At 32.4% G+C, this 17,233-nt stretch carries 27 protein-coding genes and 1 tRNA gene; 15 read left to right on the top strand and 13 right to left on the bottom strand.

Going from position 1 to position 17,233, the window contains the following annotated elements; genetic code table 11:
• Window positions 1–74: 74 nt before the first annotated feature.
• A complete protein-coding gene (locus Q0941_RS07615; RefSeq protein ID WP_299292656.1) occupies window positions 75–716 on the top strand; it encodes a cyclase family protein in 642 nt (213 codons plus the stop codon).
• Window positions 717–760: 44 nt separating this feature from the next.
• Window positions 761–1,255 carry a dual specificity protein phosphatase 23 gene (locus Q0941_RS07610; RefSeq protein WP_299292654.1) on the top strand — a complete coding sequence of 165 codons (495 nt, stop codon included), beginning with the start codon at window positions 761–763 and terminating at the stop codon, window positions 1,253–1,255.
• 1 nt (window position 1,256) lies between these two features.
• On the opposite strand, the gene Q0941_RS07605 is transcribed toward Q0941_RS07610, so the two are convergent.
• From Q0941_RS07605 to Q0941_RS07595, 3 genes are read right to left on the bottom strand one after another with little or no spacing between them, the layout of a single operon-like run.
• On the bottom strand, window positions 1,257–1,403 hold the full coding sequence (locus Q0941_RS07605; protein ID WP_299292652.1) for a hypothetical protein: 147 nt from the start codon (window positions 1,401–1,403) through the stop codon (window positions 1,257–1,259).
• A gap of 11 nt (window positions 1,404–1,414) precedes the next feature.
• Window positions 1,415–1,567, bottom strand: coding sequence for a hypothetical protein (locus Q0941_RS07600; protein WP_299292650.1), 153 nt, complete (start codon window positions 1,565–1,567; stop codon window positions 1,415–1,417).
• A gap of 30 nt (window positions 1,568–1,597) precedes the next feature.
• Window positions 1,598–2,134, bottom strand: coding sequence for a hypothetical protein (locus Q0941_RS07595; RefSeq protein ID WP_299292648.1), 537 nt, complete (start codon window positions 2,132–2,134; stop codon window positions 1,598–1,600).
• A gap of 51 nt (window positions 2,135–2,185) precedes the next feature.
• Here Q0941_RS07595 and Q0941_RS07590 point away from each other — a divergent pair, with 51 nt between their 5' ends.
• Genes Q0941_RS07590 through cobJ form a run of 6 tightly spaced genes read left to right on the top strand, consistent with a single transcriptional unit; the run spans window position 2,186 to window position 7,343 of the window.
• Window positions 2,186–2,464: an RpoL/Rpb11 RNA polymerase subunit family protein gene (locus Q0941_RS07590; RefSeq protein WP_299292646.1), complete on the top strand. Its 279-nt coding sequence runs from the start codon at window positions 2,186–2,188 to the stop codon at window positions 2,462–2,464.
• Window positions 2,465–2,466: 2 nt separating this feature from the next.
• The gene (locus Q0941_RS07585; protein WP_299292644.1) at window positions 2,467–2,778 is read left to right on the top strand and encodes a transcription factor S; all 312 of its coding nucleotides are present in this window, start codon (window positions 2,467–2,469) and stop codon (window positions 2,776–2,778) included.
• 34 nt (window positions 2,779–2,812) lie between these two features.
• The gene (gene pcn, locus Q0941_RS07580) at window positions 2,813–3,559 is read left to right on the top strand and encodes a proliferating cell nuclear antigen (pcna) (protein WP_299292643.1); all 747 of its coding nucleotides are present in this window, start codon (window positions 2,813–2,815) and stop codon (window positions 3,557–3,559) included.
• 35 nt (window positions 3,560–3,594) lie between these two features.
• Window positions 3,595–4,998: an aspartate kinase gene (locus Q0941_RS07575; protein ID WP_299292642.1), complete on the top strand. Its 1,404-nt coding sequence runs from the start codon at window positions 3,595–3,597 to the stop codon at window positions 4,996–4,998.
• Between the two features lie 39 nt (window positions 4,999–5,037).
• Window positions 5,038–6,501, top strand: coding sequence for a hypothetical protein (locus Q0941_RS07570; RefSeq protein ID WP_299292640.1), 1,464 nt, complete (start codon window positions 5,038–5,040; stop codon window positions 6,499–6,501).
• 47 nt (window positions 6,502–6,548) lie between these two features.
• Window positions 6,549–7,343 (top strand): precorrin-3B C(17)-methyltransferase, encoded by a 795-nt coding sequence (gene cobJ / locus Q0941_RS07565; protein ID WP_367277483.1) that lies wholly within the window; start codon window positions 6,549–6,551, stop codon window positions 7,341–7,343.
• Here cobJ and Q0941_RS07560 read toward each other — a convergent pair.
• Complete coding sequence (locus tag Q0941_RS07560) at window positions 7,340–8,380, bottom strand: tyrosine--tRNA ligase (RefSeq protein ID WP_299292636.1); 1,041 nt, start codon at window positions 8,378–8,380, stop codon at window positions 7,340–7,342. The two genes, cobJ and Q0941_RS07560, sit on opposite strands and share 4 nt — an antisense overlap.
• Before the next feature lie 85 nt (window positions 8,381–8,465).
• On the opposite strand from Q0941_RS07560, the gene Q0941_RS07555 reads away from it, so the two are divergent.
• Complete coding sequence (locus tag Q0941_RS07555) at window positions 8,466–8,654, top strand: hypothetical protein (protein WP_299292634.1); 189 nt, start codon at window positions 8,466–8,468, stop codon at window positions 8,652–8,654.
• Window positions 8,655–8,668: 14 nt separating this feature from the next.
• On the opposite strand, the gene Q0941_RS07550 is transcribed toward Q0941_RS07555, so the two are convergent.
• Together Q0941_RS07550 and Q0941_RS07545 are read right to left on the bottom strand one after the other, a co-directional pair.
• On the bottom strand, window positions 8,669–8,857 hold the full coding sequence (locus Q0941_RS07550; RefSeq protein WP_299292632.1) for a C2H2-type zinc finger protein: 189 nt from the start codon (window positions 8,855–8,857) through the stop codon (window positions 8,669–8,671).
• Between the two features lie 43 nt (window positions 8,858–8,900).
• The gene (locus Q0941_RS07545; protein WP_299292630.1) at window positions 8,901–9,473 is read right to left on the bottom strand and encodes a hypothetical protein; all 573 of its coding nucleotides are present in this window, start codon (window positions 9,471–9,473) and stop codon (window positions 8,901–8,903) included.
• 82 nt (window positions 9,474–9,555) lie between these two features.
• Between Q0941_RS07545 and Q0941_RS07540 the strand changes: the two genes are divergently transcribed.
• Window positions 9,556–10,638 carry a DegT/DnrJ/EryC1/StrS aminotransferase family protein gene (locus Q0941_RS07540; RefSeq protein WP_299292628.1) on the top strand — a complete coding sequence of 361 codons (1,083 nt, stop codon included), beginning with the start codon at window positions 9,556–9,558 and terminating at the stop codon, window positions 10,636–10,638.
• Window positions 10,635–11,114 carry a tetrahydromethanopterin S-methyltransferase subunit A gene (locus Q0941_RS07535; protein WP_299292626.1) on the top strand — a complete coding sequence of 160 codons (480 nt, stop codon included), beginning with the start codon at window positions 10,635–10,637 and terminating at the stop codon, window positions 11,112–11,114. Before Q0941_RS07540 ends, Q0941_RS07535 begins: the two co-directional genes overlap by 4 nt.
• On the opposite strand, the gene Q0941_RS07530 is transcribed toward Q0941_RS07535, so the two are convergent.
• Genes Q0941_RS07530 through Q0941_RS07520 form a run of 3 tightly spaced genes read right to left on the bottom strand, consistent with a single transcriptional unit; the run spans window position 11,108 to window position 12,856 of the window.
• Window positions 11,108–11,461: a dUTPase gene (locus tag Q0941_RS07530; protein ID WP_299292624.1), complete on the bottom strand. Its 354-nt coding sequence runs from the start codon at window positions 11,459–11,461 to the stop codon at window positions 11,108–11,110. The two genes, Q0941_RS07535 and Q0941_RS07530, sit on opposite strands and share 7 nt — an antisense overlap.
• Window positions 11,462–11,498: 37 nt before the next feature.
• Window positions 11,499–12,392 carry a PfkB family carbohydrate kinase gene (locus Q0941_RS07525; protein ID WP_299292621.1) on the bottom strand — a complete coding sequence of 298 codons (894 nt, stop codon included), beginning with the start codon at window positions 12,390–12,392 and terminating at the stop codon, window positions 11,499–11,501.
• A gap of 11 nt (window positions 12,393–12,403) precedes the next feature.
• Window positions 12,404–12,856 (bottom strand): hypothetical protein, encoded by a 453-nt coding sequence (locus tag Q0941_RS07520; protein ID WP_299292620.1) that lies wholly within the window; start codon window positions 12,854–12,856, stop codon window positions 12,404–12,406.
• Window positions 12,857–12,987: 131 nt separating this feature from the next.
• Here Q0941_RS07520 and Q0941_RS07515 point away from each other — a divergent pair, with 131 nt between their 5' ends.
• Entirely contained in the window at window positions 12,988–13,464 is a 477-nt protein-coding gene (locus Q0941_RS07515) for a hypothetical protein (protein ID WP_299292618.1), read from the top strand.
• Window positions 13,465–13,691: 227 nt separating this feature from the next.
• On the top strand, window positions 13,692–13,847 hold the full coding sequence (locus tag Q0941_RS07510; RefSeq protein WP_299292616.1) for a hypothetical protein: 156 nt from the start codon (window positions 13,692–13,694) through the stop codon (window positions 13,845–13,847).
• On the opposite strand, the gene Q0941_RS07505 is transcribed toward Q0941_RS07510, so the two are convergent.
• Both Q0941_RS07505 and Q0941_RS07500 read right to left on the bottom strand, forming a co-directional pair.
• Window positions 13,834–14,730: a hypothetical protein gene (locus tag Q0941_RS07505; RefSeq protein WP_299292615.1), complete on the bottom strand. Its 897-nt coding sequence runs from the start codon at window positions 14,728–14,730 to the stop codon at window positions 13,834–13,836. The genes Q0941_RS07510 and Q0941_RS07505 overlap by 14 nt on opposite strands.
• Window positions 14,731–15,207 carry a peptidylprolyl isomerase gene (locus Q0941_RS07500; RefSeq protein WP_299292613.1) on the bottom strand — a complete coding sequence of 159 codons (477 nt, stop codon included), beginning with the start codon at window positions 15,205–15,207 and terminating at the stop codon, window positions 14,731–14,733.
• A 246-nt stretch (window positions 15,208–15,453) separates the two neighbouring features.
• Here Q0941_RS07500 and Q0941_RS07495 point away from each other — a divergent pair, with 246 nt between their 5' ends.
• Window positions 15,454–15,684: a hypothetical protein gene (locus Q0941_RS07495; protein ID WP_299292611.1), complete on the top strand. Its 231-nt coding sequence runs from the start codon at window positions 15,454–15,456 to the stop codon at window positions 15,682–15,684.
• An 86-nt stretch (window positions 15,685–15,770) separates the two neighbouring features.
• Window positions 15,771–16,253 carry a hypothetical protein gene (locus Q0941_RS07490; protein ID WP_299292609.1) on the top strand — a complete coding sequence of 161 codons (483 nt, stop codon included), beginning with the start codon at window positions 15,771–15,773 and terminating at the stop codon, window positions 16,251–16,253.
• A gap of 310 nt (window positions 16,254–16,563) precedes the next feature.
• Here Q0941_RS07490 and Q0941_RS07485 read toward each other — a convergent pair whose 3' ends face one another.
• Together Q0941_RS07485 and Q0941_RS07480 are read right to left on the bottom strand one after the other, a co-directional pair.
• A complete protein-coding gene (locus Q0941_RS07485) occupies window positions 16,564–17,091 on the bottom strand; it encodes an NADPH-dependent FMN reductase (protein ID WP_299292607.1) in 528 nt (175 codons plus the stop codon).
• A 45-nt stretch (window positions 17,092–17,136) separates the two neighbouring features.
• Window positions 17,137–17,229 (bottom strand) — tRNA-Arg (locus tag Q0941_RS07480).
• Window positions 17,230–17,233: the final 4 nt, after the last annotated feature.

Raw genomic sequence — 17,233 nt, 5'->3', positions numbered from 1 at the left:
GCAAATTTTCATCAATCAGTATTTAACCTTTCATAGGTTCAAAATTGATTAATTACTTCCATTGACAATTAGGTATGAAACCACTAGATCTTACATTAACAATTTCAAATTCTATTCCTAGTTTTCCTGGTTCTCCAAAACCACAATTCCTTTCCTGGTCGGATCTTCATGATGATGGATATAATCTAGAATTATTGTTTCTAAGTTCTCATACAGGAACACATATCGACGCACCATTTCACTTTGTAAAAAATGGAATTAAAATTAATCAAATACCAATAGATAGACTGACAGGTATTGGATTACTGATTAAAATACCAAAATCCAAAAATTCTGCAATTTCAATGTCTGATATTCAATTATTTGAAAAACAATTTGGAAAAATTCCCAACCATTCTTCTATTTTCTTTTATACAGGATGGCAAAAAAATCTCAAAAAAGATAATTATTTTCTTGAAAATCCTGGACTGAATAAATCTGCTGCAAAGTATTTGACATCAAAAAAAGTTAATCTTGTTGGAATTGATTCCCCTAGTATAGATCTTGGAAAAGACGAATCATTTTCTGTGCATCATATTTTCTCTAAAAATAATGTCTTAATAGTTGAAAATCTTGCTAATCTTCAAAAAATCCCTTCGACTGAATTCAATTTTACTATTCTTCCTCTAAAACTCAAAGATGCTACTGGATCACCAGTAAGAGCAATTGCACACTAGGAGATTTCGTAATCCTAAAAATATAGAACAATTCACATTCTATCATGAGCAAACCAGGAAATATCTGGAGAAAAGTACACGGGAAAATTACCAAAAAACCGACAAACTTTTCGTGGCTAATTGAAGAAAAATTAGCAGGCTCTGGTATGCCAACAAGCTATGATGAATTTGAATGGCTTCGTAGTCAAGGCGTACAAAATATTGTAACAATGACTGAAAATTCATTGCCTGATGAATGGACAAAAGAAATTGGTTATCTGCATGTCCCAACTCCAGATTTGACTGCACCTGATATGGAAAAAATTGATTCAGCTGTAGAGTTTATTCATAATCAAATCCAAAACAATCAATCAGTAATGGTTCATTGTGCAGCCGGAATGGGAAGAGCAGGAACTATACTTGCTTGTTATTTTGTAAAATACAAGAAATTTACAGCTGTTGATGCAATTAAAAAAATTCGAGATGAACGTCCTGGTTCTATTCAATCAGAAGTACAGGAATTAGCTATCGGATATTATGAAAAACATGTGAGAAATTAGTTTAAACAAATTCAGAAACTAACTTTCCATCTACAATTTTGATTTTTAGAGTTTTATTTTCTTGAAAGATCAAAGTGAGTCCACCTTCAGAATCAGGATCTTCAACTTTTACTAGTTCAAGCATTTTGATTGGGTCGTATTTTTCCATTCATCTGTCACCTATTCTGGAATTGATACTGTCTCAATCTTTCCATCAGCTGCTTTGATAAACATGAACCTGTTGTCTTTGAAGATAAATGTAATTCCACCTTCTTTGTCAGGATCTTCTACTTCAAGAACTGGTTGTCCTAAAAGACCATCGTATTTTGCCATAATGATTACTCTGAAAAGTTCCTTATATCCCTAATTGATTGTAATCTCGATTTCACCAGAACTGTTTTTGACACTTCCTGGTTCTGTAAATTCATGCTTTTGCCATGATGCAAATGCTTCTGCACTTAACTTGTGTTTTCCTTTACCCAAGTCTGAAGCATTGAATACAAATTTTTCATTAAAGTCAAACAATTCCTCTCTCACTTCTTCTTCTGAGAGTCTGATAAAGGGCTCAAAGTTCTTTGCTACCTGAATCCAAATTCTTCTTTCTTTCATTGGATTGACTAGTTTTGGATTTCTGGTCCAAAAAATTGATGCTTTTCGATATGTGTCAATAGTTCTTCCAAGCTCCTTTTTTCTGAATCCGCCTGAAGTCAATTTGACTCCATATTTCAGCTTGAATGAAACATCATTAGCATCATATGCCTTTGTCCAATTTACCTCATTGAAGGCATCTCTAAGGTCTCCTTGCACTGAAAATTGTACGTTAACCTCAATTTTGTCTTCTGAAGAGTATTCATCCTCAGATTTAACCAGTTCAATTGCTGAAATCTTGCTTTCTCCCATTCTAACTGCTCATAATGATTTATATCCGCAATAAGTGCTTTTTCTGAATACATGAACGCACAAGTGATCAGTTCCGAACCTAAAGAAATTAGCCTTTCAGTGACAGAAACTGATATTGGAATTTTGTATATTATTCAACATGAACTCCTACAGGATTCAAATATTGATTTTGCAGGTGTTATAGTCAAACATCCACTCACAAATGAATGCTGGATGAGAATCAATTCAAAATCAAAACCACTAGGAGAAATCCAAAAAGCAGCTGATTCAGCAATCAAAAAGGCTGATGAGTTCAAGCAATTATTCAATTCAAAAATTCAGGTAAATTAGAATTGAAGTTTTGCCCCAAATGTGAGGTCAAATTAAAGAAAGGTGATTCTGGACTTCAGTGTCCTAAATGTGATTATTCTGAAGTACAAGAAGAAAAACAAACCAAAAAAGTTGATGAACCTGTAGAAGAATCTATTCTAGCTTTTGAAGGAAATGAAGGAGAAGAATCTCATCCAACAATCAAAATTGAATGTGAAAAATGTGGACATGATGAGGCAATTTGGTGGATGCTGCAAACAAGAAGTGCTGATGAACCTACTACCCAATTTTATCGTTGTACAAAATGTTCGTATACTTGGCGTAACTACGCATAACGTTTAACTGGAACATTACGTCAGGAAAGTTGATTTGACATTTGGTGCTAAAACTAGTGGATCGGATGATCTTAAAGCAATCATATCTGCTATCTCAACTTTAGTTGAAGAAGCCACTTTTACCGCTACAGCTGAAGGAATTTCATTTAGAGGAATGGATCCTTCTCATGTTGCTTTAATTGATATTTCATGGCCTAATTCTGCATTTGAAAAATATGAATGCGATAATGAAATTAAATTTGGAGTTAGAATTGATGAATTCTCAAAACTGATCAAACGAGCTGACAAAAAAGACAGTATTGAAATTAGCATTTCAGAGCAGAACATGTTGCTTGTAACGGTTGGAAAAAATAAAAAATACAAAATGAGATTAATTGAAAGCTCAGCAACTGATACTCCATTACCAAAAATTCCTTACGATTCAAAGATTAGCTTGTCTTCTTCTAAATTTGATAAAATTTTAGGGGATGTCCAAGTGGTATCAGATTATCTAACAATCCAGACTTCTGATTCCAAAGCAGACTTTTCTGGAAAAGGAGATTCTGGTGAGGTAACTATTGATTTAGACAAATCAGAAGAGGATATCGAAGAAATTTCATCCAAGGAAGATAGTGTAGGAACATACAGCCTTGAATATCTGAATCCAGTTGTAAAGGCAGTAGGAGCTAATGCAGGATTTATCACCTGTGAATTTTCAAGCGCAAAACCCCTTAGAATTGAATTCAAAGTTGCCAATATAGGAAGAATTCACTTTTACTTGGCTCCACGCGTGGAAAGTTAAAGCATTTAAAGATTAACTAGTTCAGGTATTTTGAAATGAGACTTGTAATAAAATATGGAGGAACATCCATTTCATCTGCAAAAGATATTCAGAATGTGGCAAAGTATATCAGTACACTATCAAAGAAAAATGAAATTGTAGTTGTTTGTTCTGCTACTAGTGGGACCACAGATGATTTAATTGAAATTTCTGAATCAATTAAAAAAGAAAATAAATCTAAAGCAGAACAACTTGCATCAAAAATTACTAATCGTCATAAACAACTAGCAAAACAAACAATCAAAAAAAGTGATGTTAGAAAAAAGTTAATCTTAAAACTTGAAGAAGATTTTGCAGAATTATTAGCATTAATTGATGGTATGGTTCTGTTAGGAGAAGTAACCGCTCGTTCAATGGATTATTTGATCTCATTTGGAGAAAGATTATCAGTAAAATTAGTATCTGCTGCTATTCGTGATATTGGGAAAAAATCAATACCACTTACTGGAAAAGAAGTAGGAATTGTTACTGATTCAAACTTTGGTGAATCAAAACCATTAATGGATACTACTAGACTTCGTGTCTCAAAAACAGTAGATGGATTATTTTCAAAGAAAACAATTCCTGTTGTAGGTGGTTTTGCAGGTGCTGATCAGCATGGACATGTAACAACTTTTGGTAGAGGCGGTTCTGATTATTCTGCAACTACTATTGCTTCTTGTTTGAAAGCAGATGAGATCTGGCTAATGAGTGATGTAGATGGATTAATGACAGCAGATCCAAAAATTGTCAAAAACGCAAAATTACTCAAAGAAGTATCTTATGTTGAAGCAGTTGAAATGGCATTGTTTGGAGCAAAACAAATTCATCCACGTACCTTTGAACCATTAATCTCAAAGAAAATTCCTATGAAGATTAGAAGTTCTTTTAATGTAAAAAATGAAGGCACTCTTGTAACTGCCTCTCCCTCTGCATCTGTAAAAAATACTGTAAAGTGTGTTAGTAATGTGAAAAATAATGGTCTAATTGATATTCGTGGAGGAAGTATGGTTGGAAATCCAGGTACAGCTGCCAAAATATTTGCAACATTAGCCAAGGCTGGAATCAACGTTATGATGATCTCTCAGAATCCTTCTGAATCCAGTATTACCATTGTAGTAAAAAATTCAGATCTTGACAAAGCAGTTAGTGCACTTGAAATGGAGTTATTAGGAAAAATCATCAAGAAACTTGAAGTTACAACTGATGTTGCAATAATTGCGTTGATAGGTTCTGGAATGCGAGGAACTGTAGGTGTGGCTTCCAAAGTTTTTGGTTCAATCCAGAAAAACAAAGTAAATGTTTCAATGATTACACAAGGCTCATCAGAAATGAATCTTGCATTTATTGTAAAAAATTCTGACACTAGTGCAGCTGTTCGTGCATTACATAATGAATTTGAACTTGACAAAATCAATTAAGACAAAATCATTTAAAGGAAAAAAGGATTCAATGTTATAATGAAAAAACTAGTTGCAATTACTGTTATTGGCGTTTTAGCTTTAGGAATAATTTCAATATCTACATTTTCTGATCAATTTGCAGATGCTGGCTCTAGAAAAAAAATTCACTTTACTCAAACTATTCAATCTTCTCAAGATCCTGGTCAGGGACATGAAAATCATCAATTATCATTAATCTTATCTCCAAATGAAGGAACAATTTATGATGGCTCTATCACATATACTTCAAGTGAGCCTGTGCAGTTAGTAATTCTTCATGAAATAAGTCCTCAGGAGGCCAAAGGCCAACCTACTTGGAGTGTTGATGGAAAAACCATCTATGGTTTATCACTAATTGATTCGGAGAAAAAAGCTGGAAGTTTTGAATTTACAGGTGCGGCAGTAGGATTACATTCATCAAATTCTAAACAATTTACATCTACAATAAGTGTGGATGGTTGGATTAGAGGGCAACCAACTGAAGTTATTATGCAAAAAATTGAATTTGAAAAAGAAGAACCATCGTTACTACTTGCAAAAGCTAATGTTCCTGCCACAATTCCAATGCATAAGGGAATTTTTGAAGGAAAAGAAGTATTGTACATCATTACTGACGGAAGTGATGAAGAATATTCTAATTTCCTTACTGAAAAACAAGGCTGGAAAGTTGAACCTGCACCCCCTCTTGCTGAAACTCCTGAAGATGCATTAGAACAAATCTACATCTTCAAAAATGGTGTTGAAGGAGAAGGAATACTTGGATATCAAGCCGAAGTATTTTCATCTACTCCTGTACAAGAATCAAAATACAGTGCACTAAGTTCTTTAATTGAAATTACTTGGAAACCTGGACAAAAAGAAACAATTTTTGAAACTGAAGAAGAAATTCTTGAAGCTAAAGAAAAAGAAAGAATTGAATTTAATGAAACTGGAATTGTATTGAATACTCCTCAAATTGTTTGGCCTGAAGGTCAAATGCAAGTTCGTCCTGATAGTACTATCACAGATGACATGCCATATGGTGGTGGTCAAATTACTGAAATTAATTCTGAAGAGATGACTGTAACTTTTGTTGCTCATAGAGGATGGGGACCTGATGGAAGAACAATTTACTATATTGTTACTGATGCAACTCCTTCTGGTCCAGCTCAAACAATGGGTGTTATTTCATCTCCATCATCTTCTAATTTAATCACAAGTCTTGCAGCAGTTGATTTATTCCAATTCAAAAACGGAATAACAGGAACTGGTCCATTAGGTTTCCAACCAGGAATTGCTTCAGCTGCATTAGGTGATAAAAATTACAGTCCGATGTGGAGAATCTATCTTGTAGAGTGGAATGATAGTAATAATGCAAAACTACTTGAGACAAAATCAGATATTGATTCTTTTAGAGATGATAATATGATCTCGGTTAGTATTGCAAGACCAACAAACAGTGATCATATTGTAAATTGTCCATTTGTTGATCCCTTCCAATAGGAATCATCTCTAAACGGATAAATTATTCAAAAAAATTTCAATTTATGTTGACTGGGAAATTAAACATTGTAGGTGTTGGACCTGGACACCATGATCATATGACGTTTAGAGCAAAAGAGGTAATTTCTGAAAGTGATACAATTGTTGGGTATGAAACATACGTAAATTTAGTTCAAGATCTTATTGAAGGTAAAACTGTTTATCGTTATGCTATGACACAAGAAGTTGAGCGTGCACATCAGTGCATTGATCTTGCAAAATCAGGTAAAATTGTTTCTTTAGTTTCTAGTGGAGACCCAGGAATTTACGGAATGGCTGGTTTAATTTATGAAACTCTAGCAGAAACTGGATGGAATCCTGAGGATGGATTGCAAGTAGAAATTGTTCCAGGCGTTTCAGCTTTGAATTCATGTGCATCAATTATTGGCTCTCCATTAATGACTGATTTTGCAGTAGTTAGTATGAGTGATCTACTTGTTCCATGGGAAGTTATTGAAAATAGAGTAGAGTCAGCTGCTAAAGGTGATTTTGTTATTGTCGTTTACAATCCTGCTAGCAAAAAAAGAGTTCACCAACTTCAAGATACTCGAAAAATTCTTCTAAAGTATAGAAAACCAACAACACCTGTAGCAATTATCAAAAGTGCATATAGAGAATCTGAAACTATAGTGATGACTGACTTAGAAAACTTACCAAACCATTCAGATGAACTTGGAATGGTTAGTACGGTCATTATAGGAAATTCTTCAACTTATACTTACAAAGATTTAATGATTAATCCAAGAGGATACAAATCAAAATACAATCTAGAAGAACAAACAAACCCTGATCTTAAAGTTTAGTAACTTTTCTTTATTGCTTCAAAAATCTCATCACTAAGATTTAGTTTATCCCTAATTGGTGATACGATCTTTACAAGATAATTTCCTACAGTTTGTTTCAAATCTCCTGGATGCAATTTTTTATTTTTAAAATCAGATTCTAATTCTTCATAATTAGCATATGAAACATTTCCTCCAAATTTTTCTGGACGTTCAACATTCATCTCAGTAAATTCATGGAAAATTACAGTTCGTGCAATCTCTAAGAGAGGATTATTCTCGATATTTGCTTCTTCACACCATGCCTTGCTAATCTTTTTCTTGATTTCTTCATCAGAATTGTGAACAAATACGCCTGAATTTGGATCTGATTTGCTCATTTTACCTACAATTTCATTTGGATCAGCGGGCTTTGATAGTCCTGGAAGTAGTTTATGATGAATAGCTACTGGAACTTTCCATTTCATTTTTGGAAAAATCTCTCGAACCAACATGTGTATTTTTCTTTGATCCATTCCAGCATGTGCAATATCAACATCTAACGAATGAATATCAACTGCCTGCATTGCTGGATAAAGTAATTTGGCTACATCAATTTTATTATCATCTTCAGAACGTCCCATAATTGTAAGTGTTCTCATTGTTCTTGCTATTGACATATGTTTTGTAAATCGTACAAGCTCAGACCAATATTCAGTTTTTTCTTCATATAATTTTGATCCCAAAATAATTTCTGCATCAGGACAAACTAATTTGAAAGCATCTTGATAATATTTTGAAACTTTAGAAATTGTTTCCCAATTTCCACCAAGCTTATCATTAATCAATGTGTGCCAATCTGCAAGAAAAATTTTACAATTAACACCTGCCTTTACAAAATCATTAATTTTGAAACCAGTACTAATTAAACTTCCAAGATGCAAAAATCCAGAAATCTCTAATCCAATGTAATGGTTTGGTGAAGAATTTGTCTTGAATAACTCTGTTAACTCATCTCTGGTAACTACTTCTTCAGTTGGAGGTTTTTCAATTAAATCAACTTTTTCTAATACATCCAAATCAAAACAACTTTTACAAAGTTAGCCTATAAAGCTATTCAAAATAATTTTGAAACTTTGTATAATGGAACCCCTGTGAATTAGTATGACTCTTGAGGAAGGATTAGAGTTAATTGAAAATTATAAGAAAGGACTGGAGAAATTTTTAGAAACTTTACCTGAACAATCTGTTCAATTAGGCTCAGAAATGATCCAAACATTGACCCTAAACTCAAAAAATGAGATTGCTAATCTTGAATCTATAGAAAAAGCACTAAAACGACCAGCAAAATAAAATCATAATTTCATTTATTTGCAATTTTTCTCGTGCTTTCTAATTTCATCAGTTGTGTTAAATTCAGCCCCACAAACTCTGCATTTTTCTTTCTTTTTGTTGTGAGCTTTTTCTTGATGTCTTTTGAGGCGATCATAATCTGGAAGAACGGTTCCACATTTTTTACATTTTAGATTATTTGTATTTGAGCCAAACAATCCCATGATAAATTATAGACTAACTAGAAAAAATAGTTTTTAGAGATTTCTACTCTTCAGATTCATCTAAACTCTTTCTTGGCTTTATGCTAAGATAGAATGCATGTGTACTGATAATGAATGCAGCAAGAAATACTTTTGTTGCAAAAACTAAGTTCCACGGACGATCAGGATCTGGATACGCTACTGATAATCTATCAATATCTGGAACCATTCCGTCAATTACTCCAGCAGCAATCTGGGCATTTAGAACAGTGAAATTGTATAATACTTCGTATAGGGTAATGATTGAGAATCCTAGTAACATCAATTGTAATAAAGCCATTTTGACTCCAACAATTTTATTTCCTGCAGTTCTTCTCCATCCAATTCTTGAAACACAATACCATCCAATTATTGTTGAAAAGAAAATCCATGTTGAAACTCTAGCAAAATTCTCAAAAGGAATTGTTGTATTGTGAATTGTTTCTCCCATTACATAGGTTCCATTTGCTAACCATTCTTGCATCGTAACATAAACACCAAAGACCAAAGATGCACCCATGATGAAACCACAAACATAGAAAATGTACAGGTAGACTTTGTAACCTGGATCCGTTCTTTCTAGATGTCGTGATTTCATAATGCCGTTTGCCAAATTTTGAAATATAAAAATTCATGCGTTCCTGAGGAGATTTATAGACTAGTTATAAGCACAACTACTATTGAAGGTTGCAATCAACATTCCTATAGTAGGCAAAGAGGAAATTTCAGCCGTAACCTCAATCTTACGAAATGGAGCACTTACATCTGCTGCCAATCATGGTGGAAAACACGTTCAACAATTTGAAAAGCAGGTTTCATCCTTTACAAAATCAAAGTTTGCCATTGCTGTAAATTCTGGAACTGCTGCCCTTCAAGCTGCTCTATTAGCATTAGATATCAAAAAAGGTGATGAAGTATTACTACCATCTTTCACATTTGTTGCAACAGCAAATGCAGTTTTGTCAGTTGGTGCAAAACCAGTTTTTGTAGATATTAAGAAAGAAGATTATACTATTGATCCACTAGATTGTAAACGCAAAATTTCAAAGAAAACAAGAGCAATAATTCCTGTCCATCTCTATGGAAATGTTGCAGATGTATCACAACTATCAGAAATTTCAAAAAAATATCATATTCCAATTATTGAGGATGCAGCACAGTCATTAGGTTCAACATTCAAAGGTAAACATACTGGAACATTTTTTGAAATGGGATGCTACAGCATGTATCCTGCAAAAGTTATGACAGCTGGAGAAGGAGGATTTATTGTAACAAACAACAAAAAATTACATGATAAACTATTGATGATTAGAAATCATGGTATGGTAAAAGGATATGATACTAGGATATTTGGCCTAAATCTTAGATTACCAGAAATCAGTGCAGCTATTGCAACAATACAAATGAAAAAACTACCAAAATTTTTGAAAGCAAGAAAGAACAATGCAAATTATTTATCAAAACTAATTTCTGATCTAAAAATTGATTTACCAAAAGTAAAAAAATATGAAAATGTTAATTGGTATTTGTACACAATTGCTACAAACAAACGTAACAAATTACTCAAGAAATTAAATGAAAAAGGAATCGGTGCAGCAGCTTACTATCCAACCCCAGTTCACAAAACTCCATTTTACAAATTAAAAACAAAATTGCCGATTACTGATTGGGCAGCAGCAAATGTTCTTTCCATCCCTATTCATCCTAAAGTAACAAAAAAGAATCTCGATGAAATTGCAAAGATTATGCGTGAAGTTTTATGAATGCATTAGGAGAAGCAATTGGAGAACTATGCAAGGTAATTTTGCCTATTCCTGAAGAAAGATTTCTGGGCAATTCAGGCTCATCTGTGGCAGTATGTACTCTTTCAAGCATAGATTTACTAAAAAAATTCCAAAATTCTGATATTTTGAACCAGATTTGTATTGCTGGGAGATTATTATCTGAAAATAAAGGAATTGATTCAATGATTGATTATGTTTTCAAAAACAAAAATGTCAAGACCATTATCGTGTGTGGAAAAGAAGTTTGGGGACACAAGGCTGGTCATTCACTTTTCGAATTACATAAAAATGGAATTGACTCAAAAAATAGAATTATAAATTCACAAAGCCCAGATCCATTTGTCACTTGCTCTGAAAACAAAATAAAATATTTTCAAAAATATATTCATTTAGAGAATATGATTAATGAAATTGATTTTGATATTATTGAAAAAAAGATAAAGTTACTTCAATAACCGTTTCTTTGTCTTTCTCTGTTGATTTCATTTTTTCTTTTATATTCTTCGACAATATCATCAGGAGAAAGATTTAGCTCTAGTGATGCTTGTACAACAAAATGCCAAATATCTATAAGCTCTTCTCTTGCTTCTGCCTTATTAAATTCTGTAGGCGTTTTCCACCATTTCCAATTTGTGGTTCTTTGTAATTCAACTGCTTCATGCATTATTGCAGTAGATAATGCTGAAACCCTTCCTTCAGAATCCTTTGGATATCTATCTAGTTTCATCATTTCTGATAGTCCTTTTTGAAGTTTGAATATAGTTTCTAATCGATCTACATCTTCAGAAATTTCTTGTGTCAACTAGAATGATTTGAAAAATAATTAGACTTAAGTCTTTTTAGAATCTAATCATCTTTTCATACATTTTGACTCGTTTACCAATATCTCCTTTCTTGATTTTTAGTAATCCATCTAAACCATATCGTTCTACTGCAAAAGATCCCATTACATTTCCATAAACAACTGCTTTTTTAATTTCAGATAGACTAGTAGATTTTTTGCTAGCCAAATAACCAATCATTGCACCTGCAAATGAATCTCCAGCACCAGTGGGATCAACAACATCTTCTAATGAAAAACCTGCAGTTGGGAAAATTACATCATCATAAAACATGAGAGAACCATGTTCTCCTTTCTTAATTATCACGTATTTTGCCCCCCAATTCATCATTTTTTTAGCACATTTTATCAAATTGAATTCTTTTGTGAGTAATTTTGCCTCTTCATCATTGATCACAACTGCATCTACAGATTTAATCATCTTGATAACTGCTTGACGTTTTGTTGCAATCCAAAAATCTATTGTGTCACACATTGAAAATTTAACATTGTCAAACTCTTTGATTAATTTTGTATTTTGCTCAGGATCATTATTTGCAAGATATACAAATTGAGATTTCTTGTATTCTTCAGGAACAGTTGGCTTAAAATCTCCTAAAACATTTAGTTCTGTCTTTAATGTTGATCTTGTACTTAGAGTATCATCATATTTTCCATCATATCGAAATGTTTTTCCATTTTTTATTGTAAAGCCTTTCAAATCAAGATGCTCTGATAACAAATTATGATGCTTTTTAGGAAAATCTTTTCCTACAACTGCTATTAATCCAGTATCCACAAAATTACTGGCTGAAATTGCAGCAAATGTAGCTGCTCCACCTAAAACATTTTTGAGAGTTTTTTTTGGGGTTCTAATAGTATCTAAGGCTGTAGAACCAAAAACTGTTAGCATTTGAGATGAAACTACTCTTGATGTATAAATTCTCTTGCTTGCTCTTCTGTAGGGTAATAGACAAATGGAACATCAATAGATGTTAAAATCATATCATATTTTGTCACTCCAGTAATTTTTACTGATTTTGATTCATCATTTTCTTCAATATCAGTGTGGAATGTTCCTCCAACATAACTACTGGATAATGGCTGAAGAGTAAATGGTTCTAACTCACCCTTTCCAATCATTTCATCATTTGATAATACAAAGAATTCAGTTTCACCAGCAGTTAAAATCAAAAGTGATGGATTTTGAAATTGTAATTCTACATTATAATTTGAGCCTGAATCGGTTTCACTAAGTAATTCACTTTGAGTAATATTCACTTCAATTTGTGAAGCCGATGCATATTGAGAGTATCCAAAAATACTCATGGCTAGAACAAATAATACAATTAAGCCTCCTTTTTTGGATGATTTCATGCCTAATAATAACAAAATAACATTTTAACTCAAATGGAAAAAAATCCGAATAAATTGTGTAAAAGTTTTGATCTAATCTTAAAGCTCCTTAGAGCTAACAAAATAAATCAAAATTACATGAGTATTTTTCAATGGCTAGAATAAAACTAAAGCTTGGAGAGAATGAAATTGAGGTTGATTCTAGAGATTTCTATGTTGACAACCAAACAATTAGTGAAGTAATTGAAAATCTTTCTAGTCACTTGCCTGAAAATAAGGCTCAAATTGTTTATGAAACTGATACACAACAAACTCCAGAATCTGAACCAGCACAATATGGTTTAGAATATCTTGATGATGCAGAAGCATTTGAACCTGAATTTAATGAACCTAAATTAATCAATGAAAGAGAAATCAAAGCTAAATTAAGAATTTTAGAGACAAGTAAATTCTTTGATTCCCCAAGAACTGTTACTGAAACTGTTGAACAATTAAGAGAATATGGATGGGCTACAAGTCCTTTGGATGTTTCAAAAGCTTTGGCCAAAATGGCATCAAACAAAGAAATTATGAAAAATTCAAGTGATAACAGAACACATTATTTTGTAGAAGAACAAATTATTGCATAGAATAATTACATTTTTCACATTTTTCAAAAATTTGTCCATCTAGATGATCAAAATGTGTATTACATTGATTACATGTGTGATGCATGTCAAAATACCCATCTTTTTCAGTTTTTCCAACTTGAAATGACTCTAAATCAGTACTTTTGCATTTTATACAATGACAACCGCATTCAATCTTCAAATTTTCTCTGAGAACTTATCTATACTTGGTATACTTATACAATTCATTGGAAAAAAAGCGAGAAATTCCTATTGAAATTGATGATCACTTTAGATTATTTGGAAAAGAACCATGGGAAGTCGATTATGGGGAAAAATGCCCTGTTTGTAATGTTAGAATAGATGAATATGGATTTTGTTCTTGTGGCTCTAGTGGAGATTGAATTTCTTTACAAATGGCATAGCTAGAATTATCAAAAATCCTATTGCAAGGGGAGCAATTATAGGAAATTCTGGAACAACCGTAGTTCCAATAATACTGATCTCTCCTGAAGTTTCAGGTTTTATCAACAAAGAAACATGAGTTCCATTACTACTAATTGGAAGAACTTTGATTATTTCATCATCTAAAAATACTGTGTATGGTTCCCAAAGTAATTCCAGTGGAATTACAATTGTCAAAAATTTACTTTCTTCTGAAATCTCAAATGTCAAACTTTTTTCTGGCTGATTAAAAACAAAATTACTAATTTCTACATGAGAAATTATTTCTACATCAAATTTTTGTTCTTCCCATTTTACATTTTGTATAATTCTTGGTTCATCAAATGAATACTCTAAAATCATTTGACATCCATGACAAACAAAACCTTGCTTGTCTCCCAAATTTACTATTTGATCATTTACATAAAATGACTGTATTCTGTCTGGCATGAAGAATTTGGTAGATTCTAAATACAAAAATTCTAGTGTCCAATAATCATTGTTAAATTCTAAAACATCTTCTAACTCATAATTTACAATTGTATCTGTTTGTGAAGATAAAATTAAGATACTATTCTCTCCAATTGTTGTAATTTGTCTTTTATTTCCGTTTTCGTCTGTTACTGACAGATTCTTGATTGTTCCATCCATTAGATCTAATTGTTGTTGAGAATTTGATGAATCAATTATATGGGTAACAAATAATCTACCATCTTCTGAAATATTTACTTCAACTGATTTTTGTTTAGCTTTTTCTCCAAAACTAAATTCTTGTGCATATGCTGAAGGTAAAATCACAATTAATGAAAATAAAATTAAAAACGAAAATAAAATTTTCTTCATTTATTCCACAGTTACACGAACCATTTGTGCTTTCTCTAATGGACAGTCATTGCCATCTCTGTCAAGATTTACAATTTTGTCTGCTACATCCATTCCTTCTGTAACTTCACCAAATACAGTGTACTGTCTATCCAAGAAAGTGCTATCTGATGTAACGATGAAAAATTGTGAGCCTGCACTATCAGGATCTTGTGCTCTAGCCATAGAAACTATGCCTCTCAAATGTGAACGAGAATTGAATTCAGCTTTGACAGTATACCCTGGTCCTCCCATACCCCATGAACCTTTGTTATCTGTTTTTGTATTTGGATCCCCTCCCTGAATCATAAATCCAGGAATAACTCTATGAAAGAGAGTTCCATCGTAGAATCCGTCTTTTACTAATTTCTCAAAGTTTCTGACTGTTTCAGGAGCTAATTCAGGTAATAGGTTAAATGAAATTTTTCCAAAATTTGTTTCAATATTAGCTGTTGTCATTAAGAACGATTTGATGTCTTATCATAAGAGTCTTTTGTGAATCAATACTTGAAAATTTTTATAGATACATGAAGGATGTTGAAAAATCCATAATTCTCTGTACGTTTTTCGTTGATCAATTTTTAGAATTAGGACTTTGAAAATTTTTTTATTTTTTTAAAAACAAAAATCTGCAACTTTCAAAAATGACATTTTAGAATTTTCAAAGTTATAGTCTTATATAGAACAACTAAAATTTAGAATTCGTTGAATCGTACAAACCAAAGTACAATCATTAAAGAAGCAATTAATTCTTATCTTGACAAAGGGGTAACCGACAAGCAAGATATCTACACCAAAGTTGTTGATGAACTTGGTGTTCCAAGACCAACAGTCAGACGAGTTGCAAGGGATCTGAGAACTGAACTACTACAAAAAATCCAAATTCTACAATCCGATATGCCTAAAGCAACTGCTGCTACTGAAGAAGACCAATAAACACGGTTCCTTTTTCTTTTTAATTATATTATCAAGGCACGGATCCCAGCATTACTATTATAAACAATGATTTTTTCAATTAATTTATGGGATATTTAGGAAACCATTTGGCAACAATTTCCACAGGTATTTTTGCTGCAGTTCTTACTGGTTTGTGGCCCTACTTTGTAGACATGGCACCAATATTGAATTTTGTATTCATTATGGCAGTTCCTATCACATGGTTTCTAGTTTTCACATGTTGGATAGCACAAAAAAGTGCTGATTACATGCATAATCATGCTCCAGCACACGCTCACAGCGAAAAAAAAAGCTTGAGTAACACAGAGACTATTCAAACAACAACTTCTGGTTCACAAGTTAGTCTAACAGAGATAAAACAAATTCAAAATGAATTATCTTCAGAATTAAATGATCTAAAAGAATCTGTAAAGATAAAAGATAGTGAGATTGAAAGATTAAATCAAGAAATATCTAATTTACAAACACTTGTACAAATTGAATCACTAAAAACAGAACTTGCAAATCTCAAAATGCTTGCATCTGAACGAAAGACTAAAGGAAAATAGAATTATTTACTACAGTGAGAACATTCCATTCCGTGATTACTTTTACAACTAGGACAACTGATTGCCCCACCAAAATGACATTTACATGAACAAATTTCGGTTAGATCTTCTTTCATACTCACAAAGTTCCTAGAATATTCATAATATTTTACTTTTACATTCTAATTTTAATAGAATATGCCAAATTTATCTAAATTCAGCATTTGTGAAAAAATATTGAAATCTATTTTTTTTCTAAATAAAAACCATAATTTTCAATTAAAAACCAATCAAATTTTTTCTAGTTTCAAAATTTTTTTTATTTAACAAATTATTTTCTCAACTTGGAAGCAATTTCTAATGTCTCATCCACCATTTGTTTTAGTCTATCTTGAGCATCTGTATCTGAAACAGAATTTTCAGATATTGATTCTGTAGTTAAGAAAACTGCTTTAGGATTTGTTATGATTCTAAAGTATGAAAGTAATTGGGTAAGCAAAGTTTGAACATCTATGAATCCTATTTGGCCTGCTGCAAGAATTGCCATACCTGCAACTTTACCCTCAGTTTTTTTATAATTTACATACTCAAAGAGATTTTTCAAGGCAGAACTAAAAAATGAATTATAGATTGGAGTGCCAATTAACCAAACATCTGCATCCATTAGGCTATTTGCAGCATCAATTGTAGCCTGATTATAGTCCTCATCGGGTCCTCTATAACATTCAACTTGACCATCAGATAAATTGATTAGTTTTGTATCTTGATTTTTTGTTTTTGTATATTCATAAACATAATTCATTACATATTGTGTATTAGCTGTTTTTCTAGGACTTCCTGAAATCACAACAACTTTCATACATTGAACAATTTGTCTTTGTATTTAAATTTCCAAATTTTTTAACGGGCTTGGAGGGCTTCGATCCCTCGACCTGTAACTTAGGAGGCTACCACGCTATCCATGTTTCGCGTCAAATTGACTCTGCGCCACAAGCCCAGCA

Origin of the sequence: Candidatus Nitrosopumilus sp., from assembly GCF_028278985.1 — an archaeon.
Lineage (GTDB): Archaea > Thermoproteota > Nitrososphaeria > Nitrososphaerales > Nitrosopumilaceae > Nitrosopumilus.
The sequence above is the reverse complement of the archived record's forward strand: the minus strand, read 5'-3'. Positions and strand labels throughout refer to the sequence as shown.

Bases quoted from the DNA above. Each gene is read 5' to 3' on its own strand.
- Q0941_RS07525 (WP_299292621.1), bottom strand. From the start codon at position 12,392: ATGCTAACAGTTTTTGGTTCTACAGCCTTAGATACTATTAGAACCCCA.
- Q0941_RS07515 (WP_299292618.1), top strand. From the start codon at position 12,988: ATGGCTAGAATAAAACTAAAGCTTGGAGAGAATGAAATTGAGGTTGAT.
- Q0941_RS07610 (WP_299292654.1), top strand. From the start codon at position 761: ATGAGCAAACCAGGAAATATCTGGAGAAAAGTACACGGGAAAATTACC.
- Q0941_RS07590 (WP_299292646.1), top strand. From the start codon at position 2,186: ATGAACGCACAAGTGATCAGTTCCGAACCTAAAGAAATTAGCCTTTCA.
- Q0941_RS07555 (WP_299292634.1), top strand. From the start codon at position 8,466: ATGACTCTTGAGGAAGGATTAGAGTTAATTGAAAATTATAAGAAAGGA.
- Q0941_RS07570 (WP_299292640.1), top strand. From the start codon at position 5,038: ATGAAAAAACTAGTTGCAATTACTGTTATTGGCGTTTTAGCTTTAGGA.
- Q0941_RS07600 (WP_299292650.1), bottom strand. From the start codon at position 1,567: ATGGCAAAATACGATGGTCTTTTAGGACAACCAGTTCTTGAAGTAGAA.
- Q0941_RS07505 (WP_299292615.1), bottom strand. From the start codon at position 14,730: ATGAAGAAAATTTTATTTTCGTTTTTAATTTTATTTTCATTAATTGTG.
- Q0941_RS07485 (WP_299292607.1), bottom strand. From the start codon at position 17,091: ATGAAAGTTGTTGTGATTTCAGGAAGTCCTAGAAAAACAGCTAATACA.
- Q0941_RS07550 (WP_299292632.1), bottom strand. From the start codon at position 8,857: ATGGGATTGTTTGGCTCAAATACAAATAATCTAAAATGTAAAAAATGT.
- Q0941_RS07575 (WP_299292642.1), top strand. From the start codon at position 3,595: ATGAGACTTGTAATAAAATATGGAGGAACATCCATTTCATCTGCAAAA.
- Q0941_RS07615 (WP_299292656.1), top strand. From the start codon at position 75: ATGAAACCACTAGATCTTACATTAACAATTTCAAATTCTATTCCTAGT.
- Q0941_RS07500 (WP_299292613.1), bottom strand. From the start codon at position 15,207: ATGACAACAGCTAATATTGAAACAAATTTTGGAAAAATTTCATTTAAC.
- Q0941_RS07535 (WP_299292626.1), top strand. From the start codon at position 10,635: ATGAATGCATTAGGAGAAGCAATTGGAGAACTATGCAAGGTAATTTTG.
- Q0941_RS07520 (WP_299292620.1), bottom strand. From the start codon at position 12,856: ATGAAATCATCCAAAAAAGGAGGCTTAATTGTATTATTTGTTCTAGCC.
- Q0941_RS07595 (WP_299292648.1), bottom strand. From the start codon at position 2,134: ATGGGAGAAAGCAAGATTTCAGCAATTGAACTGGTTAAATCTGAGGAT.
- Q0941_RS07545 (WP_299292630.1), bottom strand. From the start codon at position 9,473: ATGAAATCACGACATCTAGAAAGAACGGATCCAGGTTACAAAGTCTAC.
- Q0941_RS07490 (WP_299292609.1), top strand. From the start codon at position 15,771: ATGGGATATTTAGGAAACCATTTGGCAACAATTTCCACAGGTATTTTT.
- Q0941_RS07605 (WP_299292652.1), bottom strand. From the start codon at position 1,403: ATGGAAAAATACGACCCAATCAAAATGCTTGAACTAGTAAAAGTTGAA.